Origin of the sequence: uncultured Thiodictyon sp., assembly GCA_903837595.1 — a bacterium.
Lineage (GTDB): Bacteria > Pseudomonadota > Gammaproteobacteria > Chromatiales > Chromatiaceae > Thiodictyon.
This window is the reverse complement of sequence record CAILVI010000261.1, coordinates 1-24,304: the sequence shown is the minus strand read 5'-3', so window position 1 is coordinate 24,304 and position 24,304 is coordinate 1. Positions and strand designations below refer to the sequence as shown.

The window sequence follows — 24,304 nt, the reverse complement described above, 5'->3', positions numbered from 1 at the left end:
GGCCTTGATCATCGTTACGGCCACCCCTGCTATGCCGCTACCGGCAGGAGCGCGGGCGGTCTGGGTGGGCGCGGTCGTCGGCGCGCCGGTGACGCGGGCAACGGCATGCGCTGGAGCACCTGCGCGAACAGCGTTTCGTGGGCGCGGCCGAAGAAGCGCTCGGCAGCGGTGGTCGCGTCGGCGCGGCGGATGTGGAAGTTATGCACGGCGGTCAGTGCCTCGAGCTTGCGGTCGCTGAGGCGATGTCGGCCATGATGATGCAGGGACAGTTGACCGTTGCGCCCCTCCACGCTGGAACTGCTGCGCTGGAACAGGTCGGCGCAGTCGCCGGCCACCTGTTCGAGTCGCGCGCGCTCGGCCTCCGCGAGGGCCTGGAGCGGATGACCACGTTGGCGCAGCGGTTCGAGCAACTGCCGGCTCAGGGCGTGCAGACGGTGGCGCGGTTCGGCGTGCGTGCTGCGGTTGGCGACGCGCTCCAGGTAGAGCGCCGGAATCAGCTGCGTGAGCAAAGCCAGTTCTAGCGCGGGCGGCAGATTCAGCGCCTCGACCTTGGCCTGCACGGTCGCGAAGAAAAAGGTAATGGTGGCAAGGAACTGAATCGTCAGCCGCTGTGCCTTGGCCAGGCGCTCGCGGGCGCGCGTCGGCAGATCGGCCGCGTCGGCGAGCTGTTGCAGACGCGTCCATACGTCGGCAAAGCGCTGGGCGATGCGCTCCACGGGCTGCGCCTGTCCCTGCTCCAACTCGTAGGGGTGATAGAGGGTCCCCAGCTCACGCACCAGTTCACGCGCTTGGGCCTGGCGCGCTTGGGCCTGTACCTGGTCGGCTTCAGCCTGCACCACGAGCGCCAGGGCGGCCTCAATGCGGGGCGCGAACGCCGGTGGACGCCCGCGGGGACGCGGGGATTGGGCGTCATAGGCCTGCTCGGCCGCCCGTTCAACGTCCAGGTGCGCCTGAGCGGCCGCGACGCTGGCGCCGGCCTGTTTCACGCGGCGGGCCAGGTGCAGGCTGGTGCCCTTGGACACCTCCTGTTGTCCATGGAACACGTCCGGCGAATGATGGGCGTCGAAATCCGTCTCGATATGGCGGCGCAACGCCGTCGCCTCGTCGCTGGTGCCCTGGATCACCGTCACGTCCAAGCCGTCCAGACCCGCGCGCAACGCCTGCGTCCAGGTGGCCGCCGTGCGATCCGCCGCGTACTGTTCGCGTAGCAGAAAGTTCGACACCGGCTCCAGCATGACCAACAAAATCTGCGGATGAAAGGTCTCATCCTGGCACACCGTGATCGGCCGATGCGGCATACCCACCGCCAGCTGCGCCCGTTGCTCGCGCGCCACCGCGACCACCGCCTCCTCCAAGGCCGCATTGAGGGCCTGTTGGGTGCCATAGCTGGCGCCAACGAACGCCGACAACCCACTCAACCTCAGGAATTCACACACCATCCGCACCCCGGCACCGCCTTGCAACGTGATCACGAAGTGCGCCGCCACCACGATCTGATGCAGCCATTGCACGCCCTCGGGGGTCGCCACGAAGGCCACCAAGATCGCCGGGGCCGCGCCGACCGGGGCGGGCTTGCACCAATCCTGCAGGGTGCTGCGGGCCACACCGAGCTCGGCGGCCACGTGCCGTTGCGGCTGCCCCGCCGCCAAGCGCGCAACTGCCGCCCCACGGTGTTCGGCCCGCTCCAGGCGCGAGCGGTGCTTCACGACCAACCACCGGCCCACCGCCGTACCACGTCCGATGGCATCGACCCGATGTCTGCGCTAAAGTCGATCCCGGCAGGACCTTCGAACATGGTGCTTAACCCTCGGTTTGTTTGCACTTCCAAGGGTACACAATTTCGCGGGTCCTGCCGCTCTCCAGGGGGTGATTCTCCAAGCCCTATGCTATGTCTTGGCCGGATTTATGATCAAGGCCAGGAGTACCTGATCGATATGGAGGATGTGGTCGTCGTGACCAAGGACGCCGCCGGCAAGGTCAAGCTCCACCAGGCCGCAAACCTCACCGCCATGGGCGCGGTAACGGGTGGCTTCTGGGGCATGCTGATCGGCATGCTGTTCTTCATGCCCTTCGTGGGTGCGGCCGTTGGGGCTGGGGCCGGCGCCCTCTCGGGGCGCTTCACCGATCTCGGGATCAATGACGACTTTATGAAGCAGCTGGCCGAAAAGTTTCAGCCCGGCGGCTCCGCCATTTTCATCCTGGTGAAAAAGGTCACCCCGGACAAGGTCCTGGCCGCCCTGGAGCCATTCAAGGGCAAGGGCCATGTCATCCAGACCTCCCTCACCAAGGATGAGGAGGACGGACTCAAGGCGTTGATCGAGGCACATCCGCAGGTGCCCACGTCAGCCTGACCGCCCGCCGGACGCGGCCGTGATTCTTCCGGAGCGCAAGGCTTTAGCCTTGGTCCTGTCCATCCAAGGCTGAAGCCTTGGACTCCAGGGTGGGCGGAGCGACGATTTAGGCCCCGGGCGCAAGACACACGGCGGCAATTTTCATGCGTACTCTATGCCTGCTGACCGGCGCGCTCGCCGTCCTATCAGCGATGGCGTCTTATGGGCAAGCCGCCCCGGAACCGGCCGCGGAGGGGGCGGTCCGGGGCGTCAATCCGAAAGACAACATCACTAAGATCGAGCTTCTTTATAAGTACGATGCCTATACTCACGGGGTTGCCGTCAATAGCCTGACGCTGAAATATGATCGCGCGCTCAGCTTCGCGTGGGGCTTCAATATCGAGGCCCCCCTTCCGTCATATCGTGGCTTTGGTGTTGCTTACACGGGTCTCGGCGACATTCAGGCGCGCCTTCGCTGATGACGATCTGGAGTCCCCAAGCCAGCCCGTCAGCGTGGGATGCATGAGGCCTTAGGCGCTGGATGTGGAACTCGAACTTGGCCAAATGATCTGCCCCGGGACTGGCGTCTTCGCCCGCGTGGGGACCTCCTTCCTCGACAGCACGGACGACTTCGGCATCAACCTTGGGTTTAAGTGCATCTTCTAATGCAACGTTTGGAGCCACGGGCTTGACCAGGTTCAGACTGCCGCTTGTCCTGGCCTTGGCGGCGCTCGGTCAGGTCCCGAATGGCCACGCGCAACGGGCAGTCTCCCATCCGGCGGCGGACCCGATGACGCTGATTGCGAACGAGCAAGTGACCCTGAAAGCCCGCCTCGACGCAACGCTAGCCGGGTACGCCTATTCAGGAACCTGGTTCGGCCTTGCCAGCGTCAACCCGGTTAACAGCTTCGCCGGCAATCGCGCCTGGGGCGAGGGTTGGCTCAATCTCGGGATCGACGCCGTGGTGCGCCTGCACCCCTGGATGGAGGTCTACGCAGGGGTGGGCGTCGGCGCTTCCGGCACGCTTGGCGCTGATTCTTACGACCAGAGAAACCAAGGTGCGATCAGCCTCGAAAATGCCTTTGCCGGCCTACGGACCCGAAATCCCGCCTCCGCTTGGAACATTGATGTGTCCTGCGGGCAGCAAGACTATGGCGTCGGGACGGGCATGCTGATTTGGCAAGGGGTCGGCAACGGCTTTGAGCGGGGCGCCGGTGGGCTCATGCCGCGCCTGGCCTGGGAGAACGCCACCGTGGCACGGGTCTCCTATGGCGGGCTGAGCGTCGAGGCCTTTTATCTGGACCCGAATGAACTCCGCTCGAGCGACACCCATACCCGGCTTGCCGGCGGCGTCGCTCAATATCGCTGGGGCGAGAAATCACGCGTTGGGTTCGCGGCGCTTCATGTTCTGGAATCGGATATGTTCTATCCCTTGCCGCGTGATCCAACCGGCATTCCCGGCGGGCGCAAGGGTCTCGACGCGCTACAAGGGTTTGCGCAGATCGAGGGGAGCAATTTCGGAGTCAACAACGCCTGGCTGCGCGGGGAATTTGCGATCGAACGCAACCGCTGGATCGACATGGCGGCCTATGCCTGGTACGGCGAAGCAGGCTACCGCTTTGTGACCCTGCCTTTGGTCCCGGCGATTAGTTACGCCTACGCGCACTTCAGCGGCGACGACCCGTCCACCGCGCGGTATGAGCGCTTTGATCCGCTCTATTACGGCAATGGGCTGGACAATTGGTGGTTCGGCGCCAGCAGCTCTTACGCGTTCCTGAATTCAAACGTGGATTATCACCGGGTGACCCTCCAGCTGCTGGTAACCCAGCAGGATTATGTGAAAGTCCAATATCTTCGCGCGTTCGCCGATCGACTTTCCAGTCCCATTCAGTTCGGTCAGGCGACCCGTCCCGTGTTGACCCCCGCGGGCGTTACCCTCACGAACGGCGTCGCGAACCATCATCTCGACGATGAGGTCTATGTCGAATGGGCGCATGTCTTCAGCCCGCACTGGACCACCGCGCTCTGGAGCTCGGTCGCCATGCCGGGACAAGGCATTCGGGATCTGCCGAATGTGAACAGCGCAACCTGGTGCGCCGCCGGCATTACCTTGAAAGTGAAGTATTGAGGTGCTAGCGGCGGGTGCGGTCCGTTCGCAACTGGCGGTCGAGGCTTTAGCCGGTGGCGGCTCCCGACTTTCGATCCGTTTTCTGACAGCGCGCTGTTTAACCTGCGAATGGACCCTTTCGAACAGCGCGATTGCCACCGCTCGAACCTCCCGGCGATGACGAAGGCATTCCTCGGCGGCATGATCCGCGACATCCTGGCCGACCATGCGCACTCGCTGGCCGAGTTTCCGCCGCGCCAATCGGGCGGGACCGTGACGCCAAGTCGGACGAACCCAGACTGAACGGCGTGACCACGCCAAGGAGCGCCCAATGGGCCAACTATCCACTCATGCCCTGATCTTCGCCGGGGGACTGTTCCTCGGGATGCTGATCTTCCTGGAGACGGGGCGGCGAATTGGCACTCGGCGATCGGCGCGGGAAGCCCAACGATCACGGGAGGGCGCCGGCATCCTGGACGGTGCCGTGTTTGCCCTGCTGGGATTGCTGATCGCCTTTACGTTTTCCGGGGCGGGAACGCGGTTCGACGAACAACGGCAACTGGTGGTGGAGGAGGCCAACGCGATTGGCACTGCCTGGCTGCGCTTGGACCTGCTTCCCGCCAGCGCGCAGCCGGCGTTGCGGGAATTGTTCCGACGGTACCTGGATTCGCGGATTACCACGTACGGGAAATTCCCCGATGTCACAGCGGCGAAAATGGAACTGGCCCATTCCCTCCAGCTTCAGGGTGAGATCTGGACCGACGCCATCGCGGCGTGCCGTGACTCGGGTGCCCAGCCCGCGCCCCTGTTGCTCCTGCCGGCGCTGAACCAGATGATCGACATCACCACAACCCGCACTGAAACGGCGCTCCGGCATCCGCCCATGATCATCTTCGGTATGATCGCTGCGCTTGCGCTGACGGCGTCGCTGCTGGCCGGCTATGACCTGGCGGGCGGCAAATCTCCCTCCTGGGTCCACATCTTCGGCTTCGTGCTGGTGATGGCGGTGACGGTGTATGTCATCCTCGACCTGGAATACCCGCGGCTCGGTTTGATTCGCATGGAGGACTCCGACCGGGTGTTGATTCAATTGCGGGAAAGCATGAGTGACCGCCGATGAGACGCTTGTTGCTGCTGCTGTTGCTCTGCTGCATGAACCTGCCGGCGTTGGCCCGCGATCCTTCCCATCCACGCATTGGCCTCGTGCTGAGCGGGGGCGGTGCACGCGGTGCCGCCCATGTGGGGGTGCTCAAGGTCCTGGAGGAGCTGCGCATCCCGATCAGCGTCGTGGTCGGGACCAGCATGGGAGCCCTGGTCGGCGGCACCTATGCCAGCGGCGTCAGCCCGGCCGATATGGAGCACAGCCTGACGACGGTCGACTGGGACAAGCTCTTTGTCGATGAGTCGCCGCGGGAGGATTGGCCGATCCGCCGCAGGGAACAGAGTTTCAATCCGAAATTCGACTTCAGCATCGGCGTCAATGACGGCAAGATCAGTCTGCCCAGCGGAGCCCTGGCGGGACAGAAGGTCGAGATGTTCTTCAGTCAACTGGTCAAGAACGCAGATGGAATACGCAACTTCGACGCCCTGCCGATCCGGTATCGTGCCGTGGCGACCGATCTGGAGGACGGCTCCATGAAGGTCTTCGACTCCGGTCCCCTGCCGGAGGTGATGCGCGCCAGCATGTCGGTCCCAGGGGTGTTCGCGCCGGTACTGTTCGAGGACCACCTCTATGTGGACGGCGGATTGGTACGCAACCTACCGTTGGATGTGGCACGCGCCATGGGCGTGGACCTCATCATCGCCGTCAACCTGGGGGGCGGCTATCTCCCCCGCGATCAGTTAGGGTCGGTGGTCGGGGTCGTGGGGCAGATGGTCGCGATCCTCACGGAGCAGAACGTCACGCGCTCACTCAAGCAATTACGCCCGGGGAAGGACGTGTTGATCACGCCCGAGTTGGGCAACATGTCCTCCAGCGACTTCAACGGCGCCGCGACGGCCATCCGTATCGGTGAGGCCGCCGCCCGCCAGGCAGCGCCGCGTCTCGCGCACCTGAGTGTCAGTCCCGAGGACTATGCCGCCTGGCTGGCCAGCCGTCCCCGCGCCATCCCGGACACGGCGCCGATCACCAAGGTCGACGTCCGCGGCCTCACCTACGTCAATCCCAAGATCTTCGAACCACTGGTCGAGCACCAGCAGGGAAGGCCACTGAACCGCCCGGTGCTCGACCAAGACATCCAGCGGCTCTATGGCCGGGGAGCCTTCCAGAACATCAACTATAACCTCGATCGGCAGGACAGATCCAACAGTCTGGTCGTCAATGCGCGCGAGAAGCCCTGGGGACCAGGCTATCTCACCTTCGGGCTGGGGGTCGCCTCGGACTTTCAGGGGGACAACCGCGTCGGCCTGCGCAGTTCCTATCGCCGTATCTGGATCAATGAACTCGGCGCCGAGTGGTACACCACCGCCCAGCTCGGAAACGTGGCGGATTTCTACACCGAGCTTTACCAACCCTTCTCGGTCGAGCGCTCCACCTTCATTGTACCCAGCCTAGGGGTCGCAAGCGCTCCGCTCAACGTCTTTCAGGGCGGCAAACGTGTCGCCAACTATACCCTGACCCGCAGTGCCCTGGGTCTGGACTTGGGTGGCACCCTGTTCGACGGAAACGCGGAGCTGCGCATTGGCGCGGTCCTTGCCCATACCACGGCCGAACTCGATACGGGTGACCCAAGTCTCCCCACGCGCACTACCAACGAGACCGGTCTGCGCGCATCCTTTGTCTACGACACACTCGACAGCGCCTACCTGCCGCGGCGTGGTAACCGCCTGGCCCTGGACCTGCGCTCGCCCCAGGCGGCGCTGGGTGCGGACGTCAACTTCAACCGCGCAGCGGGGCGCTGGGACGGCGCTTTCGCCTTCGGGGCCAACACCCTCGTCGCCCGTGCCGAGGCCGGCAAGGCCTTCGGCGGCGACATGCCCTATTACGACCAATTTGCCCTGGGCGGCTTCCTCCACCTATCCGGCTACGCCAACGACCAGTTCCGCGCCAATCAGTTTGCGTTCGGCTCACTGACCTACTACCGATTGATCACCGCCCTGCCGCCGCCACTTGGCCGCGGTGTCTATTTGGGCGCTTCACTGGAGGTCGGCGAATTGGAGAAGACCAACCCGCTCCTGACAAAGTCCGGCATCCGCTCCGGTAGCAGCCTCTTCTTTGCGGCCGATACCTGGCTCGGACCCGCTTACCTTGGCCTGGGTGTGAGCGGAGACGGGAAGACCACGGGCTATCTTATCCTCGGGCGACCTTGAACTGACGGTCGCTCCAGTGTGTGAAGGCGATGGACAGGGCGTACCGCGGGCGGTTGCGCGGTAATTCCCACACTACCTCACCTGTCGCATCCTTTCCTATGACTTTGTCCGCACCCGTTCAGCGGCCTGCGGTCATATGATGACGGAGTCCGCGCAGCTTTCCCGCGACGGGCCAGCCGGCATCTTAGTCGGCCCATTTTGGGTATTCGTGGTATTGACCGCGTCAGCTGTTAGCTGGATATTTGACCCTAGGCAATGTCGAATGACAGGAGACGACCATGAACACGCAACTGACACTCCGGCACCCATTACGGGAGATGGAGCTCTTGTTTGACCACTATTCCCGGGCGATGCAACGGGCCTGGTTGCGCCATGAGGAGCGCAGCGCCGTCGCGCAGATCGCAGAGAGCAAGGCGAAGAAGATCGAGGTCAAGGGCGAATGAGCAAAGTCATCGGTATCGACCTTGGCACGACCAACTCCTGCGTGGCGGTCATGGAGGACGATCGGCCCAAGGTGATCGAGAACGCGGAAGGGTCGCGGACCACCCCCTCGATGGTGGCGTTTGGACCCGATGGGGAGGTCTTGGTCGGGCAGGCGGCCAAGCGCCAGGCCGTGACCAACCCCAAGAACACCCTGTTCGCCATCAAGCGCCTGATTGGGCGCCGGTTCGACGAGGACGTGGTCCAGCGCGACATCGGCATGGTCCCCTACAAGATCGTGCGCGCCGACAACGGCGACGCCTGGGTCGAGGGCAACGGCACCAAGATGGCGCCGCCCCAGGTGCAGGCGCACATCCTGCGCAAGATGAAGAAGACCGCCGAGGACTATCTCGGCGAAACGGTGACCGAGGCGGTGATCACGGTCCCTGCCTACTTCAACGATTCCCAGCGTCAGGCCACCAAGGACGCCGGCCGGATCGCCGGTCTGGACGTGAAACGCATCATCAACGAGCCGACCGCCGCGGCGCTCGCCTATGGTACGGACAAGAAGCGCGGGGATCAGAAGATCGCCGTCTACGACCTGGGCGGCGGCACCTTCGACATCTCCATCATCGAAATCGCTCAGGCGGAGGGGGACCACCAATTCGAGGTCCTGTCGACCAATGGCGATACCTTTCTCGGCGGCGAGGACTTCGACAAGCGGCTGATCGATTTCCTGGCCGACACCTTCAAGAAAGAACAGGGTATCGATCTGCGCGGCGACCCGCTCGCGATGCAACGCCTGAAAGAGGCGGCGGAGAAGGCCAAGATCGAGCTTTCGTCCGCGGCACAGACCGATATCAATCTGCCTTACGTCACCGCGGATCAGACAGGCGCCAAGCACCTCAATGTCAAGCTGACGCGGGCGAAGCTCGAGGGTTTGGTGAATGACCTGATCGAGCGCACCGAGGGACCCTGCCGGCAGGCGCTCACCGATGCGGGACTCTCGGCATCGGACATCGACGAGGTCATCCTCGTCGGGGGGCAGACGCGCATGCCGAAGGTGCAGGAGCGCGTCAAGGCGCTCTTTGGCAAGGAGCCGAGGAAGGACGTCAACCCGGACGAGGCCGTCGCGGTGGGTGCCGCCATTCAGGGCGCCGTGCTCTCGGGTGCCGTCAAGGACGTGCTGCTGCTCGACGTCACACCGCTGTCGCTGGGGATAGAGACGCTCGGGGGTGTAATGACCAAGCTGATCGAGAAGAACACGACCATCCCAGCCAAGGCGACCCAACTCTTCAGCACGGCTGACGACAATCAAGGCGCCGTCACGGTGCACGTGCTCCAGGGTGAGCGCGAGCAGGCGAGCGCCAACAAGTCGCTCGGGCAGTTCAACCTCGAGGGCATCCCGCCGGCCCCCCGTGGGATGCCCCAGATCGAGGTGGCCTTCGATATCGACGCCAACGGCATCCTCAACGTCTCTGCCAAGGACAAGGCCAGCGGCAAGGAGCAATCCATCGTCATCAAGGCGTCGAGCGGACTCTCCGAGCAGGAGGTGGCGCGCATGGTCAAGGACGCCGAGGCCCACGCGGCGGAAGACCGTAAGTTCCATGAACTGGTCGAGGCGCGTAACCGCGCCGACGCCCTGATTCACGCCACCCGCACCACGGTGAAGGACTCCGAGGGCACGCTTGGGGCTGCCACCAAGGACCGCATCGAACGCCTCATCGGCGATCTGGAAGAGGCCATCAAGGGCAGCGATGTCAATGCCGTTGCCGCCAAGACCGAGACCCTGCGGACGGAGACCAGCAGGCTGTTGGAGGCCGCGCGCGGCGCTGCCACGACGGGCGGCAGCGCGCGCGCCCAAGGCGGGGGAGACGACGAGGTGTTGGACGCCGAGTTTGAAGACGTTGGTCCTCGTTGAGAGGAGTCCCTAGCATGCGAATGGACAAACTCACCACCAAGTTCCAGCTTGCCCTGGCGGACGCCCAGAGCATTGCGGTCGGGCGTGGCCACCAGTACGTCGAGCCCGTGCACCTGCTCATGGCGCTGCTTGATCAGGACGGGGGCACCGCCCGCCCACTGCTGGTCCAGGCGGCCGTCAACATCAACCAGCTGCGTGTGCAGCTCATGGAGGCACTGGACCAGCTACCCCAGGTTCAGGGGGCCCCGGGCGAGGTCCACCTCGGCAACGCGCTTGGGAAGCTGCTCAACGTCACCGACAAGCTCGCCCAGAAGCGCAACGATCAGTATGTTTCCAGCGAGCTGTTTCTGCTCGCCGCGGTCGAGGACAAGGGCAACGTCGGCGAACTGCTGCGCGCCGCCGGGGCGAGCAAGGGCGCCCTGGAGCGGGCCATCGACCTGGTGCGCGGCGGCGAGCGTGTCCAAGACCCCAACGCCGAGGAGCAGCGTCAGGCCCTGGAGAAGTTCACGATCGACCTGACCGAACGCGCCGAGCAGGGCAAGCTCGATCCGGTCATCGGCCGCGACGACGAGATCCGCCGCACCATCCAGGTCCTGGGTCGGCGCACCAAGAACAACCCGGTACTGATCGGCGAGCCGGGTGTGGGCAAGACCGCCATCGTCGAGGGACTGGCGCAGCGCATCGTCAACGGGGAGGTGCCCGAGGGGCTGCGCGGCAAGCGGCTGCTGGCACTGGATATGGGCGCCCTGATCGCCGGGGCCAAGTTCCGCGGCGAGTTCGAGGAGCGCCTGAAAGGCGTGCTCAACGACCTGGCCAAGCAGGAAGGCCAAATCATCCTATTCATCGACGAGCTGCACACGATGGTCGGTGCGGGCAAGGCTGAGGGAGCGATGGACGCGGGCAACATGCTCAAACCTGCCCTTGCGCGCGGAGCGCTTCACTGCGTGGGGGCGACCACGCTTGACGAGTACCGTAAGTACGTGGAGAAGGATGCGGCCCTGGAGCGGCGCTTCCAGAAGGTGCTGGTGGACGAGCCCAACGTCGAGGACACCATCGCGATCCTGCGGGGGCTGAAGGAACGCTACGAGGTCCACCACGGAGTCACCATCACCGACCCGGCCATCGTCGCCGCGGCCACCCTCTCGCACCGCTACATCGCCGATCGCCAGCTCCCCGACAAGGCCATCGACCTCATCGATGAGGCAGCGAGTCGCATCCGCATGGAGATCGACTCCATGCCCGAGGAGATGGATCGCCTAGACCGGCGCATCATCCAGCTCAAGATCGAGCGGGAGGCCCTGAAGAAGGAGTCCGACGAGGCATCCAAGCGGCGCAGGTTGGATCTGGAGACCGAGCTCGCGGCCCTGGAACGCGAGTATGTCGACCTCAAGGACGTCTGGACGGCCGAGAAGGCGGCGCTGCAGGGTGCCAGCCAGATCAGGGAGGAGATTGAGCGCGTCAAGCTGGAGATGGAGACGGCGCGCCGCGCCGGGGACCTTGCGCGCATGTCGGAACTCCAATACGGGCGCCTGCCTGAGCTGGAGCGCCGCCTGACCGAGGCCGAGCGAGCCGAGCAGCAGGAGGCGACCCTGCTGCGCGACAAGGTCACCGAGGAAGAGGTGGCCGAGGTGGTCTCCAAGTGGACCGGCATCCCGGTCGCCAAGATGCTCGAGGGCGAGCGCGAGAAGCTGCTGCACCTTGAGCAGGAGCTCGGCCAACGTGTCGTCGGCCAGGAAGAGGCCCTGCGGGCGGTCAGCAACGCCATCCGCCGCGCCCGCGCGGGGCTCGCCGACCCCAACCGGCCCAACGGATCCTTCCTGTTCCTCGGACCGACGGGTGTCGGCAAGACCGAGCTGTGCAAGGCGCTCGCCGCCTTCCTGTTCGATACCGAGGAGGCCATGATCCGGCTCGACATGTCCGAGTTCATGGAAAAGCACTCGGTGGCGCGCATGATCGGCGCGCCCCCCGGCTATGTCGGCTACGATGAGGGCGGCTATCTGACGGAGGCCGTGCGCCGCCGGCCCTATTCAGTGCTGCTGCTCGACGAGGTGGAGAAGGCCCACCCGGACGTGTTCAATGTGCTGCTGCAAGTCCTCGACGACGGGCGCCTCACGGACGGCCAAGGGCGCACCGTGGATTTTCGCAACACCGTCATCGCCATGACCTCCAACCTGGGCTCGGACGTCATCCAGCGCATGGCGGAAGAAGCGCGTTACGATGAGATGAAGCGGGCGGTGATGGAGATCGTCGGCCAGCACTTTCGCCCCGAGTTCATCAACCGCGTCGACGACACCGTCGTCTTCCACCCGCTGCAGCGCAAGCAGATCCGGCGCATCGCCCGCCTGCAGGTGGACATCCTCACCCGTCGCCTGGAGGGTCAGGGAATGAACCTGCAGATCACGGATGAGGCACTCGACTTGCTGGGTAATGTCGGCTTCGATCCGGTCTACGGCGCCCGTCCCCTCAAGCGAGTCATCCAGCAGCGCCTCGAGAATCCGCTGGCCCAGGAGATCCTGGCCGGACACTTCGCGCCGGGAGATACCATCCATGCCGCGGCCGAGCGGGGTGAGCTGATCTTCATGGCGACCCGCGCCTGAGCATCTCACAGGACTGAGGCATGCCGGCAAGCCCAATTGTCACCTGATTATCGACAATGATCATTGTGAGGCATGAATTGCTGACGCAAGCATGAACGATACCCTCATACCGGATCGCTGGCATGCCTCCAGGTTGCGCGGCCTCCTGGCGTTCGGGCTACCGACCCTGTCGGTTCTTGTGCTCTGTTTTTATGCGGCAAAGCCCTTTATCCGACCTCCTACGCCGTCCCATATCGTCATTTCTACTGGGGGGAATACCGAGGATTACTTTGCCTTCGCGCAGAACTACGCCCGCATTCTTGGCCGCAATGGCATCACCCTGGAGGTACGTTCCTCCACGGGATCGGCGCACAATCTGGCGCAGCTGCTCGATCCCCGCTCGGATGTCGACATTGCCTTCCTGCGGGGCGGACTGAACCATGCGCAGGTGGAGGGGGAAAAGGCCCCGGCAGCGACGCTCGCGATGCTGGGTACGATCGGCTATGAGCCCCTGTGGGTGTTTTACCGTCATCGGCGTCCTCTCGATCATCTTGCGCAACTCAAGGGCAAGCGCCTGGCAGTCGGCCCCCCGGGGAGTGAGACGCACAAACTGGCCGCACCGTTGCTGGATGCCAATGGTCTGAATGATCGCCAGACCAGGCAATGGCCATTGGAAGGTATGGACGCCGCGCAGCGGCTGGAGGCCGGCGACATCGATGCCGCCTTCATCGTCGCCTCCGCCGATGCAGCGATGGTGAGGCGCCTGCTCATGAACCCACAGCTCCGCCTGATGAGCCTTGCACATGCCGAAGCGATTGCGCGCCGCTTCCCGGTCTTTGCACGCGCGGACCTGCCACGCGGGGCGATCGACTTTGCCGCGGATCTTCCTCACCAGGATCTGAGCTTGTTGGCCACCCCGGTGAGTGTCGTCATTCGCAAGAATTTGCATCCAGCCTTGCAGTATCAATTGCTACAGGCGATGAGTGAGACCCATGGTGGTGGGGGAATCCTCCATAAGGGGGGGGAGTTCCCATCGCCAAATGAGGGTGATTTCCCACTCTCTTTTGAGGCCAAGTCCTATTTTAAGCAAGGTCTGCCTTATCTGCAACGCCATTTTCCCTTCTGGATCGCCGATCGACTGGAGCGCTTTTGGGTATTGATCCTACCGCTCATCGCCGTTGCCGTCCCGCTGGCAAAAATGCTGCCGTCTCTTTATAACTGGGGTGTCCGCTCGCCATTTTACCGCCGCTATGGCGATTTGCGTCGATTCGAAGCGGAACTGGAGCATGCACACGGTCATGCTGAACTCGCGCGTATTGCGGCCAGTCTGCAGTTACTCGAAGAACAGATCAACCACCTGCACCTGCCGCTGTCCTACAGCGATCTGTTGTATACGTTCCGGATGCACCTCAATCTGGTCCGTGCCAAGGTCGTCAGCATGATGCAGGTTGATGAGACACCAAGTCTTCAGGAAAACGATCAGCCGGGGCCGGAGCCATGACCATCGCTCTACCTCCGGTGCGCCTCGTGACACCGCGCAAGCTCGTGACACCGCTCCAGCGGTGTCACGCATGTGTTTGGCGCTCTGCGCCCTGGGGTCCGCGGCCGAAGTTATGATCAAAGCCGATCCGACGATCCCACGGCCGGATACCATGCCGGTGGGCGAACCAAGAACCGCACCAGTTGTTCCATCAATGATGCTCTGACAGGAAGAAATACCCATGCTGCAACACTACCAAACCCGTTTCTGGTTGATCTTCGGCGTCCTGTTCATCGGACTGCTCTACCTGTTGGCGCCGGTACTGGCGCCCTTCATGTACGCCGCCGTGCTCGCCTATCTGGGAAATCCACTGATCGACCGGCTGGAAACGAAAGGTATGGAGCGATCCCGGGCGGTAATGGTGGTGTTTGGCGTGATCGTCCTTGGTTTGGTGGTGCTGCTGCTGATCCTGATTCCGATTTCTTCGCACCAGTTCAAGGTACTGATGGATCGGCTGCCGGTCTATATCCAATGGCTCCAGACCAGCGTGGCCCCCTGGATTCACGCTCATTTCGGTTTCGATCCAGCGACGTTCGAGCTGGAGTTATTGCATACGCGACTGACCGACTATGCGGACAAGATCAGCACGGTGACCCTCGGTCTGGTGCAGGCGCTGGAGTCCTCCACGACCGTGATCTTTACCTGGCTCGCCCATCTGGTGCTGATCCCGCTGCTCACATTCTATCTGTTGCGCGACTGGCATGTCTTGTTGGCCAACATCCAGCAACTACTGCCGCGCGCTACGGTGGACCACATCAGCTACCTGACTCATGAATCAGATAAGGTTGTCGGGGAATTCCTGCGCGGGCAGTTCATCGTGATGGTCATTCTGGGTTTCTTTTATTCTGTAGGTCTGGCGCTGATCGGACTGGAATTTCCGCTGATCATCGGGATGGTGGCGGGACTGGTGAGCTTCGTACCTTACCTTGGCCCGATCACCGGTATTCTGCTCGCCAGTACCGTTTCGATCATGGAATTCCATAGCCTGCTCAGCGTGGTGCCGGTCCTGATCCTGTTCGGTCTGGGACAATTTGCCAGCGATTTCTTCCTGACCCCCAAGCTGATCGGAGACCGCATCGGTCTGCATCCGGTGGCCGTGCTATTCGCGGTGCTGGCTGGCGGCCATCTGTTCGGACTGGTTGGCATACTGCTCGCACTGCCGGTCGCCGCGGTCATTCGGGTCTTGTTGCATGGCGCACGGGATGCCTATCTGAACAGCAGCCTGTATCGCGGTTGAAAATGCACCGCGGCGGGTGCCCGTCGGCAGCGAGCGGAGCGTCGTTCGTCGTTCCTCGCTCCGGCCGGCTGCTGCGAGGTGAAAAGATCTCTCATGGAGACACGGAGACATGGAGAATTTTTCTTTCTGCTTTGTGTCTTCGTGTCTCAGTGAGAGGCCAAATCTTTGCTTATACGCTGCCGGTTTTAGCCGGAACCGTGATCGAGGCCCCCTTGAGCAGCCCCGGATCGACACCGATCACACCATGGAGGGTTGTCGAAGTCGAGGGTCAGATCGACCCCCGCCATCGGGCTGACATTGAAGCGGACGCGATGGGTGGAGCGGTTGCCCTGGCTTAACGCCTTGGCCAGCGAGATGCCCTGCAACCATTCCGAAAGACCACCGGAGAACAGCGGATCGAAGCGCTCGTAACGGCCGCTGCGCGGGTCATCTCCGGAGAAATACGAATAGCGGATCGAGAAAAAAGCCCTGCAGCGTCCAGCGGCCGATCGTGGCCTGGCCGAGCACGGCGAGGTCGTGCGTGGTACGGGGCGCCAGATAGACGCCCGGACGGGGACCTGCATTGTATTGCGAACCGTATTGCGAGATCAGAAAGCCGTCGTTGAGCGTGAAATTCTGCCGGCCGATCGAGACATTGGCATTCACGCCCGTGCGTGGGCTGACAAAGAGTAAGCCGGCATAGAACTTTTCGATGTTGGTGGTCGAGCGGTAAAGACCCCGGAGCCCCCGTTGAGGATCACCCGGATCAGGCTGCGATCGCTGCGATAGAGAACTGGGAAGGGCGTCATCGCCCGTTCCGGGAAAACGCCGGACGGCCCGGCCACGGAGGCCTCGCCAGTCTCAAGCTTCACCGTCACGACCATCACCACGGTATCCGGGTTGATGCGTTGCTGGAGGCGATAGGTGGCGTTGCGTACACCAGCGATGCGCCGAATGCGCATCATCGCGCTGTCGGCGATCAGCTCGTTGAAGCGCTCGCCTGCGCCCATTCCGACCAAGCCGCGCGCCTGCTCGCGCAGGGATGCGTCCAGTTTGGAATCACCGCTGGACCCCAGGAGATCGATCTGGACCTCGCTCAGACTGATCCCTTAGGAAGGCAATGTCGGGACCGGCACGTTCAGTCGAGCTCCTGAACGCCGCCGCCGCTCACCGTCAGCACCTGCCCGCTGATCCAGGCCGCGGCAGGCGAACAGAGAAAGAGCGCCGCATAGCCGATGTCGGCGGGTTCTCCCAGCCGTTGCAATGGCGTACGCCGCAGCATCGCGGCCTCGATCTGGGGCGTCAATACGCTGCCCAGGGCGGCGGTATGGATCGCCCCCGGGGCGATCGCATTCACGCGAATCTGATCGGGCCCCAGATCGTAGGCCAGGTTGCGGGTCAGATGACTGAGCGCCGCCTTCGAGGAGGCGTAAGATGCCATCCGCACATTGGCGTTCTCGGCTGACATAGAGCTGATATTAAGGATGGCCCCGCCACCTGTCCTGGCAATCTCCGGCGCGCACAGTTGGCACAGACGGAACACCGAGAATACGTTGAGCTCATAGGCCCAGATGAAGTCTTCCAGCGGCATGTCGAATGGCTTTGGACCGCCTCCACCGGCATTGTTCACCAACACGCTGATCTTGCCGAACCGGTCGAGTGCGGTCCGTATCAGCGCCGTGAGATCGTCTTCCACGGTCACGTTGCAGGCCAGCCCCATCGCCTCCCCGCCAGTGTTGCGGATGCCCTCGGCAACTGCGAGCGCACGCGCGGGGTCAAGGTCGCTCACCAGCACCGTGGCGCCGACGCCCGCCAAGGTCTCGGCGATGCTCTGGCCAATGCCGGCCCCGGCCCCAGTAACAATGGCCACTTGGCCATCCATTCGAAATGCGTCGAGTAGCGGCATCTATAAATCTCTCGTAAGTACGGGCGCGGGCCGCCTTTGCGCAGGCGGCGAAGCCCAGGCTATCCAAGTAACCTTGGATGATGGCAAACAGAAAGGCGGTCGAACAACCGAACATCAGTACGTCCCCGATTTCCCCTTGACCGGCACGACCGGCGGCGCGCGCCAGCGGCCGTCACGGATCGCCTCGCCTGGCTCGTAGGTGCGAAACGTCAGGCCGAATGGCCCGTCCGGCACCGGCAACCAGTTGCTCTCCAGCGCCTTGCCTGGCGAGTCGTGTTGCACGTAGATCGTGATGCCACCGTTGGGGCCGCGCTTGAACGACGGCATCATCGGCGAGTTGATTGCATAGCGATCGAGCGGGTTGGCGTACAGGAGCTTCTGCGTCGTATACGCGGTGATCGACCAGAACGCGCCGACGGGCGGTAGGTCGCCGTTGGCGAAGTGGATGGTGTAGCGCTTCGACCCATCGAAGGGCTTGGCGTCTACGTCCGCCTGCCAGCCGACCCCGAGGAACTCCTCCTGCGCGTTGCCGAGGATACCGAGCATCGCGCCGGTCGCACGCGTCAGATAGTCCTGCTTCAGGAACTCGCGCGAGCCGAACAGCTCGGACGATGCGCGCACGCGCAGCGCGCGCTGTTGCATCTGCCCGAATGCCTCGCGCATGCCCGCGACGACCGCCGACTGCAGCGACGCGGGCGGGTCGAAGCGCCGGCCCGCTTCGATGCCGATCCGCGCGAGCCGCACGCGCAGCTCCTGTTCGTCGGCGAGCACCGGCATAAACTGCATCATCCAGTCGAGAACGGTGTAGAACCCGAGGCTTGTCGGCTCTTTGCGCAGGTTGACCGGCGCGACGAGCGGCGGCAGCGGGTCCGGCGGTGGCGCCTGCTTTCCGAGGTACTCGTAAAGCGTGCGGACCTGGAAGCGGTCCTGGATCGCGTGGACTGCGTTCAGTTCGTCGGGCCGGAAAAGTTGCGTGCGGAAAAGCCCGAGCGCCAACGTCGTCGTCGACAGGAAGACCTTCTTCACTCCCTTCGGCGTCGGTCCCGACCAACCGGGTGGCGCCACCATGAAGTCGCCGCCAACGCGCCCGTTCATCCGCGGGGAGACATAGCCGAGGATGTAGGTATAGAGGTCGAACAACTCCAGCGACAGATACCGGTTGGCGGCGAACGGCGGCACCGTGATGATCACCGGCCCCTGGCGCAGATCGAGCCATGCGTACGAGTACGGGGTATCGACGTTTGGCGAAATCGTCGCAGTGTCTTGCGGCGTGGCGACATTGCGGAAATTGCCGACCTTGTTCATTGGTGCGAGGAAAAGGCCCGAGTTGGGGTCCAGCGCCTGCTCGTACATGATCCGGTAGAGGTCGACCGTGGGGTATCCCCAGACATAGCCGATGGAGGCGATGGAGGTCAGCTGCGCGGGAGAAAGCGCCGTCAGGCCAGCGCGGGGGACGGATGAGGCGTCTGCGGGTGCGCCAGCCGTGGTGCCAAGCGCGGCGAAAGGCGGTCCCGCGGCGATGGCCGGAGACAGCAAGCTCAGCGATCCGACGACGTTCAGTGCCACGCCAAGTGCGCGGGCGCGCAGCGTCTTCAAGTCAGTGTCAGAGGTTGCCCTTCTTGTGCTGGTCGTAAAGATAGCCGCCGAGTGAACCCACACCGAGTCCGATCAGTGCACCGGCACCTGCCTGTGCACTCAGGGAGCCGATCACGGCACCGCCGGCGGCACCCATCAGGGCACCGGTCACCGATCGGGTGCCGGTGGTGGTACCGCAGCCGGGGATGGCGACGGTGGCGATCAGGATGCTGGAAGCGGTGAGGGTCTTCAGCAAAGAGGTCTTCATGCAGGGAACTCCTGGACGGTGCCAGACGCGACCCGGGGCCGCGATCTGGAGGGTTGGACGATCGACTGGGGATGCCGGAGGCGAGATCACCCCTTACAGGGATATTTGGCCGCGAGTGCGCGCATCAGGCCCACCACCGGCGGCTCACCCAGTAACTTCGAATCACCGGCGTGCGCTGCGGCCCAGTTGCTGAATGCGCCGACACCGTCCTCAATGGTGGCGGTGGGCGGGTAGCAGACCAGGCGCGGAAGCTTCCCCGGTTTGCTCACCAGATCGTGATATTCGCCCGCTGCCTCGATAAAGGCGCGGCATGCCTGATGGGCAACCGGGTATTCGGGTTCAGTGGCCGCCACTGCGCACACGGCGATCAGGTCCTTGGTGGTATCGAAACGGAAGTCGGCGTTATCGACCGCCGCCGCGCGTTGACACAGGCCCAGAGAGAGCAGGACGGCGACCCCGGAAATAACCCGGGAGCGGGGGGAAAGCGGAGTGAAGACCATCATCGTTCGACCTCGTTGGATTGGCTGGTCAGCCGCCGCCCGACGGACCGCTTGGGCCCGTGGGGGTGCGCCGGAGGCGGCCCGTACTCGGGACGACACCGGGCTATTATAACCCGCCGTGGGGGTTCAGCGCTCATCCGCCAATGTCACGGCGAACTGCGGCCATTGCGCAATCCGCCCGCGAAGGAGTGCCTGACAGCAAACCGCAAGACATCAAGCAGCGCAATCTGCTATTTAGCATGGGTATTGGGCGGCGGCCCAAAATGGGTAACTGATCGATTGTGTCAGAGAGGGCGCCTAGGCTAGGTTGTGTCGGGGGCAAAATCGGGAACGTATCCTGATATACTCCGCTTCATTGTCACAGGAGTCGAGCGTTATGCCCAATCGCGAAGCGATACTGGATCTGACCGGGGAGATGGAGCGTCTCATCAACGAAAGCCAGGCGCCGGAAGCCATCACGCGTGCGCTCTACGATCTCGCCTGGTCGCTGCACCAGAGCGAGCAGGTGGATCGCTTCGCAATCGGCGACGGTATTTACAGCCTGCGGGACATGAAACGGATTCGGGACCAGGAGCAGCATGACGCTTTCATCGCACGGCATGGCAAGCTTGCAGGATGACTGGGCGAGGATGACCGGGGGTGTATGTAATGCAGAAGGTGAGACTCGGCGCATGTGTGGCCTGCGCGCTGGCGCTATCGCTCGCGGGGGGCGCTGTGGCGCAGGAGCCGCCGCGCATTGAATCCTACCGGCTTGACCTCGGGCCGGCGCAGATCGCGCAGGCGCACGCCTGGACGACGCGCGCCATCGCCTCCCAGGCGTACCTGATCGGCCTGCCCGCCTTCATGAACCTCGCGCAGTTGGCCAGTTACCGGGCAGCGCGCCTCATGATCGCGCCACAGGAGGAGCCGTTCGGCGGCTGGCTGCTGGTACGGGATTTCTCGACGCCGGGCACCACCACCGTCATGCCGAACGTCGACACACTCTATGGCGCCGCGTTCCTGCGTTTGGACCGGCAGGGCCCGGTGGTACTGTCGCTCCCGGCGGTTCGCGACCGCTACCTGTCGGTCGCCGTCCTCGACGCCTATTTCAGCGATGTCGCGGTGCTCAGCCCGCGCACGATCGGAGAGCGCGCGGTGAACATCCTGATCGCGCCACCCGGCTGGGACGCGGCGACGCCGGAGGGCATCGACCAGGTGGTGGTGGTGCCGACCCCGGTCGCCACCCTGTTCCAGCGCGTGCGCGCGTGCAACGAGGCGGATCTGGCCGCGGCACGCTCCGTCCAGGACGCGATCCGGCTGGCACCGCTCCACCGGTGGCGCGGTCCGGACCGCTCCTTCCCGCGCATCGAGACCTCCGCATACGACGGCGAGGCGCTGCATCGCCTGCACGATCCGCTGCACTTCTTCGAGGTCGTCGCGGACTACACCGCGCTCAATCCGCCGCCGCTGCCCTTCCGGGCACTGAGCGCGATGTCGAACGCGGTCGGCCTCGGCCCGGGCGGGCGGCTGCCCGAGGACCCGGCGCTGCGCGAGGCGATCGCGGCGGGTGCGCGCGACGCACAGATGGCGATCAACGCCCTCGCTTCCTATGGCCCGTCCCGCGAGGGCTGGCGCGTGCCCAATCCACAGACCGGCAGACTCGGGCTCGATCCGCTGCGCCATGCGGCGACGCAGCTAACGCAGGTCGGCTCGCTGCCGGCCGACGAGGCGATGTACTTCGTCGCCGTGCGCGACGCGCAGGACCGTCCGCTGGATGGGCGGCAGCGCTACACGCTGACCTTCCCCGCCGGCCAACTGCCGCCCGTGGGCCAGGGTGGATTCTGGTCGCTCACCATGTACCGTGCGAGCGACGGACGGCTCGTCGAGAACCCGCTCGGCCGCTACCTCGTCGGCCCCGAAACGCCGGGGTTGGCGCCGGCGCGCGACGGGTCGCTGACGGTCACCTTTGCCGCGGACCGGCCCGCCGGTGTCCCCGAGGGTCACTGGCTGCCCGCCCCGCGCGACGCCTTCCTCGTGACGCTGCGCACCTACCTGCCGGAGATCGCGATCCGGGACGGCCAGTGGTTTCCGCCGGCCATGCGGCGCGTGGACTGAGCGGCGCCGCGGCCGACCGACCGGTAGAACTCGGGGGGCCGGTCGGGCCGGCCCGCGCGGGCCGCTGGTGCCATCGCCCTCTGCCGCGGCGCTCCCGGTGGCCGGATTGATCACCAGGGCGCGTCAGTACGCGGTCCAACCCCCGTCCGTGGCATAACGCGCCCCGGTCAGGTTGGCGGCCTCAGCCGACAGCAGAAACAGCATGACGGCCACCTGCTCCCAGACCGTGGCCGGACGATGCTTGCGATCCGCATAGGCAAGAATCGACTGGGTCTTGATCCGTCCCATGTTGTCGCCCTCGCCCGCGCGCATGATCTCCGCGACCAACTGCCCGGCGCGGGCGACCATCGGCGTGTCGGTCGCCGCCATGTTCACCGAGTTGACGCGAATGCCGTAGGGCGCATAGTCGATGGCGGCGTTCGCGGTCAGTCCGTTCACCGCATGCTTGCTGGCCACATAGGCCGGGTTGCCGGCCAGCCCCGTGAGTCCGGCGATCGAGGCGACATTGACGATGGCGCCGCCGCGTCCCTGCGCTACCATCTGGCGCAGTTCGGCGCGCATAGACCTGAATACGCCGCCGGCATTGGTGGCGAAGACATTGTCCCAATAGGCGTCCGTGGCCTGGTCGATGGGTGCGAAGACCAGCGACTTCTGGCTTGCATAGTCGATCGGCTCGCCCGAGTAGACGCCGTCCATCACCCCGGCGTTGTTGATCGCCAGATCGACCCCGCCGAACTGCTCCACAGCCAGCGCGACCATGCGGTCGCAGTCGGCCGTCTTGGCAACGTTGCCGACGACGAACGCGATCTTGCCGCCTTCCTTGGCGATGGCTTCGGCCGTTTGATTGGCTTCATTGGGCAACCAGTCGATCCCGACCACGTTGGCGCCCTCGCGCGCCGCGCGGATGGCCGCCGCCTGGCCCATCCCGCGGGCAAAGCCGGTAATGACCAAGGTCTTCCCCTGGAACCGCCCTGGGATGAAATAGGTGGGATCGGGTGGTGCGATAGCCACCTTGCCGACGCCTTCCCCGTCATCCCCCCGGTTGGCCGCCCCAAATGCGTCGGCCCCAACGGCCTGGGCAATCGGGATGGCGGCGGTACCAGCGCCCAGCCCCTTGAGTAGCGATCGACGATCCACAACAGGTCTACCCCTTCAATTCATCAGTGGAGGTGCAAGATGGCGGGCGCGATCACATGGACGATGGTATCGGTGGTCCCGGACACGACGAACTGCATACCGATCGCGGCGACCAGCAAACCCAGGATACGGGTGACGATGCTCAATCCTACCTCGCCGAGCACCCGCTGGAGTGGCCTGGCAGAGAGCAGGATCAAAAACGTTAGGAGTGAGACGCCGATAATCACCGCCAACAGGCCCAGGAACATCGTGTCGCTCCCGCTGTTCTTGGCCTCTGCGGCATAGAGGATCAGATTGGCGATGACCCCAGGCCCAACCAGGAGGGGCATCGCAAACGGCACCACGATCATGCGATAGACCGACTCGGCCTCGCCCAAGTCCCCGCCGACTCCCCCAGCCGCCGACGCATTGCTCTTCTGGTTCGCCACGGCATTCACGATACGGATGCCGATCAGCAGGAGGATGATGCCGCCGGCCATGCGAAAGGCATCCAGCGTGATCCCGAAAAAGTGCAGGATATTATTGCCGGTCAGGAGGAAAATAATCATCAAGCCAAGCACGGTCAGGGTCACCAGCAGCGCCAACCAGCGCTGGACGCCGGCACCCAAGCCATCCGTGTAACCAATGAATACGGGGAGCATCCCCAGCGGGTTGAGCAGTGCGAATAGGGTTGCGGCAAAGGTGCTGAGGGTCGCTTCCATAGTAGTCTCAATATCCGGATGGTCGGGCGTGGATGGCGGTGGGATTGGGCGTCGGCGCGCCGATCCTGCGTAGGGTATTGCGATCCGTATGGTGAAACGGCTCCGCCTGCCCGGGAATGATCAGGACCGTGTCCTGCTCGTAGGACCAAGTGTCGTCGGGGTGGATGGTCACCGTGATGGTGTAGCTCACCGTCCTGAAGGCATACTCCAGAAACGGATTGGACAGAATCCCGTTCGTCTCGCCACCACGAACCGCTTCGAGGCGAAAGGTTCGCGCGTTGGGCGCCGCCTGTCCGACGGCCATTGCGGTTTGCCCGCGCGGTATCGCCAGTGTCTGGATCAACCGACCCGTCGCCGGCTCCCAGAGCCAATAACCGACCTGGTCATGAAAGGTCTCGACTTCATTCGGCTTGACGATATGCGTATGGTAGCGCAAGCCGTAGAAAAGTTGGGGGCCATTAGTCTGTGCATCGATTGGCTGACATTCGACGTGCTCGACAAACGCCTGCTCTTGCGGGCCGTTGGGTTTCGGGTTGACGTCGAGGCCGCCAGCACTGGTCCAGATGCCGGCTATCCCGGCGAGCGGTCCCAGGTTCGCGAGTGTGTCGACTGCCGGTTGCTGCTCGGTATAGATGTCTTGCGGAAAATCGTTCATGGTTCCTCCTGAGGCTTAACCTTCTTGATCATCATTCCGGCCACAGGAG

Annotated in this window: 24 protein-coding genes; 14 read left to right on the top strand and 10 right to left on the bottom strand. The window is 64.0% G+C overall.

Going from position 1 to position 24,304, the window contains the following annotated elements; genetic code table 11:
- Positions 1-29 precede the first annotated feature (29 nt).
- A complete protein-coding gene (locus QZY44_RS14265) occupies positions 30-1,706 on the bottom strand; it encodes a DUF6399 domain-containing protein (protein ID WP_295447308.1) in 1,677 nt (558 codons plus the stop codon).
- 177 nt (positions 1,707-1,883) lie between these two features.
- Between QZY44_RS14265 and QZY44_RS14260 the strand changes: the two genes are divergently transcribed.
- The 12 genes from QZY44_RS14260 (at position 1,884) to QZY44_RS14205 (ending at position 15,440) form a co-directional block, all read left to right on the top strand.
- Positions 1,884-2,351, top strand: coding sequence for a DUF1269 domain-containing protein (locus tag QZY44_RS14260; protein ID WP_295447307.1), 468 nt, complete (start codon positions 1,884-1,886; stop codon positions 2,349-2,351).
- Positions 2,352-2,494: 143 nt separating this feature from the next.
- A complete protein-coding gene (locus QZY44_RS14255; RefSeq protein ID WP_295447306.1) occupies positions 2,495-2,809 on the top strand; it encodes a hypothetical protein in 315 nt (104 codons plus the stop codon).
- Positions 2,810-2,873: 64 nt separating this feature from the next.
- Positions 2,874-2,996 (top strand): hypothetical protein, encoded by a 123-nt coding sequence (locus QZY44_RS14250; RefSeq protein ID WP_295447305.1) that lies wholly within the window; start codon positions 2,874-2,876, stop codon positions 2,994-2,996.
- A gap of 124 nt (positions 2,997-3,120) precedes the next feature.
- Complete coding sequence (locus QZY44_RS14245) at positions 3,121-4,458, top strand: alginate export family protein (RefSeq protein ID WP_295447302.1); 1,338 nt, start codon at positions 3,121-3,123, stop codon at positions 4,456-4,458.
- A gap of 108 nt (positions 4,459-4,566) precedes the next feature.
- Entirely contained in the window at positions 4,567-4,740 is a 174-nt protein-coding gene (locus tag QZY44_RS14240) for a hypothetical protein (RefSeq protein ID WP_295447300.1), read from the top strand.
- 28 nt (positions 4,741-4,768) lie between these two features.
- Positions 4,769-5,557: a DUF4239 domain-containing protein gene (locus QZY44_RS14235; RefSeq protein ID WP_295447298.1), complete on the top strand. Its 789-nt coding sequence runs from the start codon at positions 4,769-4,771 to the stop codon at positions 5,555-5,557.
- Positions 5,554-7,746, top strand: a complete 2,193-nt coding sequence (locus tag QZY44_RS14230; protein WP_295447296.1) for a patatin-like phospholipase family protein — start codon at positions 5,554-5,556, stop codon at positions 7,744-7,746. Before QZY44_RS14235 ends, QZY44_RS14230 begins: the two co-directional genes overlap by 4 nt.
- 278 nt (positions 7,747-8,024) lie before the next feature.
- Complete coding sequence (locus QZY44_RS14225; RefSeq protein WP_295447294.1) at positions 8,025-8,189, top strand: hypothetical protein; 165 nt, start codon at positions 8,025-8,027, stop codon at positions 8,187-8,189.
- Positions 8,186-10,087 carry a molecular chaperone DnaK gene (gene dnaK, locus QZY44_RS14220; RefSeq protein WP_295447292.1) on the top strand — a complete coding sequence of 634 codons (1,902 nt, stop codon included), beginning with the start codon at positions 8,186-8,188 and terminating at the stop codon, positions 10,085-10,087. Before QZY44_RS14225 ends, dnaK begins: the two co-directional genes overlap by 4 nt.
- A gap of 14 nt (positions 10,088-10,101) precedes the next feature.
- Entirely contained in the window at positions 10,102-12,684 is a 2,583-nt protein-coding gene (clpB, locus tag QZY44_RS14215; RefSeq protein WP_295447290.1) for an ATP-dependent chaperone ClpB, read from the top strand.
- Between the two features lie 91 nt (positions 12,685-12,775).
- Positions 12,776-14,164: a TAXI family TRAP transporter solute-binding subunit gene (locus QZY44_RS14210; protein WP_295447288.1), complete on the top strand. Its 1,389-nt coding sequence runs from the start codon at positions 12,776-12,778 to the stop codon at positions 14,162-14,164.
- 220 nt (positions 14,165-14,384) lie between these two features.
- On the top strand, positions 14,385-15,440 hold the full coding sequence (locus QZY44_RS14205) for an AI-2E family transporter (RefSeq protein ID WP_295447286.1): 1,056 nt from the start codon (positions 14,385-14,387) through the stop codon (positions 15,438-15,440).
- A gap of 426 nt (positions 15,441-15,866) precedes the next feature.
- Here QZY44_RS14205 and QZY44_RS14200 read toward each other — a convergent pair whose 3' ends face one another.
- The 6 genes from QZY44_RS14200 to QZY44_RS14175 form a co-directional block, all read right to left on the bottom strand.
- On the bottom strand, positions 15,867-16,085 hold the full coding sequence (locus QZY44_RS14200; RefSeq protein WP_295447285.1) for a hypothetical protein: 219 nt from the start codon (positions 16,083-16,085) through the stop codon (positions 15,867-15,869).
- Complete coding sequence (locus tag QZY44_RS14195; RefSeq protein WP_295447283.1) at positions 16,082-16,429, bottom strand: hypothetical protein; 348 nt, start codon at positions 16,427-16,429, stop codon at positions 16,082-16,084. The genes QZY44_RS14200 and QZY44_RS14195 overlap by 4 nt, the downstream gene beginning before the upstream one ends.
- Positions 16,430-16,557: 128 nt before the next feature.
- Entirely contained in the window at positions 16,558-17,325 is a 768-nt protein-coding gene (hdhA, locus tag QZY44_RS14190; RefSeq protein ID WP_295447281.1) for a 7-alpha-hydroxysteroid dehydrogenase, read from the bottom strand.
- Between the two features lie 114 nt (positions 17,326-17,439).
- A complete protein-coding gene (locus QZY44_RS14185) occupies positions 17,440-18,921 on the bottom strand; it encodes a DUF1254 domain-containing protein (RefSeq protein ID WP_295447279.1) in 1,482 nt (493 codons plus the stop codon).
- 7 nt (positions 18,922-18,928) lie between these two features.
- The gene (locus QZY44_RS14180) at positions 18,929-19,168 is read right to left on the bottom strand and encodes a YMGG-like glycine zipper-containing protein (RefSeq protein ID WP_295447277.1); all 240 of its coding nucleotides are present in this window, start codon (positions 19,166-19,168) and stop codon (positions 18,929-18,931) included.
- 86 nt (positions 19,169-19,254) lie between these two features.
- On the bottom strand, positions 19,255-19,671 hold the full coding sequence (locus tag QZY44_RS14175) for a Rap1a/Tai family immunity protein (RefSeq protein ID WP_295447275.1): 417 nt from the start codon (positions 19,669-19,671) through the stop codon (positions 19,255-19,257).
- A gap of 373 nt (positions 19,672-20,044) precedes the next feature.
- Between QZY44_RS14175 and QZY44_RS14170 the strand changes: the two genes are divergently transcribed.
- Positions 20,045-20,287, top strand: a complete 243-nt coding sequence (locus QZY44_RS14170; protein ID WP_295447274.1) for a hypothetical protein — start codon at positions 20,045-20,047, stop codon at positions 20,285-20,287.
- A gap of 29 nt (positions 20,288-20,316) precedes the next feature.
- Positions 20,317-21,762 carry a DUF1214 domain-containing protein gene (locus QZY44_RS14165; protein WP_295447272.1) on the top strand — a complete coding sequence of 482 codons (1,446 nt, stop codon included), beginning with the start codon at positions 20,317-20,319 and terminating at the stop codon, positions 21,760-21,762.
- A 123-nt stretch (positions 21,763-21,885) separates the two neighbouring features.
- On the opposite strand, the gene QZY44_RS14160 is transcribed toward QZY44_RS14165, so the two are convergent.
- From QZY44_RS14160 to QZY44_RS14150, 3 genes are read right to left on the bottom strand one after another with little or no spacing between them, the layout of a single operon-like run.
- Positions 21,886-22,899 (bottom strand): SDR family NAD(P)-dependent oxidoreductase, encoded by a 1,014-nt coding sequence (locus QZY44_RS14160; protein ID WP_295447270.1) that lies wholly within the window; start codon positions 22,897-22,899, stop codon positions 21,886-21,888.
- Positions 22,900-22,922: 23 nt separating this feature from the next.
- Positions 22,923-23,600, bottom strand: coding sequence for a MarC family protein (locus QZY44_RS14155; protein ID WP_295447268.1), 678 nt, complete (start codon positions 23,598-23,600; stop codon positions 22,923-22,925).
- A 7-nt stretch (positions 23,601-23,607) separates the two neighbouring features.
- Entirely contained in the window at positions 23,608-24,255 is a 648-nt protein-coding gene (locus QZY44_RS14150; RefSeq protein WP_295447266.1) for a heme-binding beta-barrel domain-containing protein, read from the bottom strand.
- Positions 24,256-24,304: the final 49 nt, after the last annotated feature.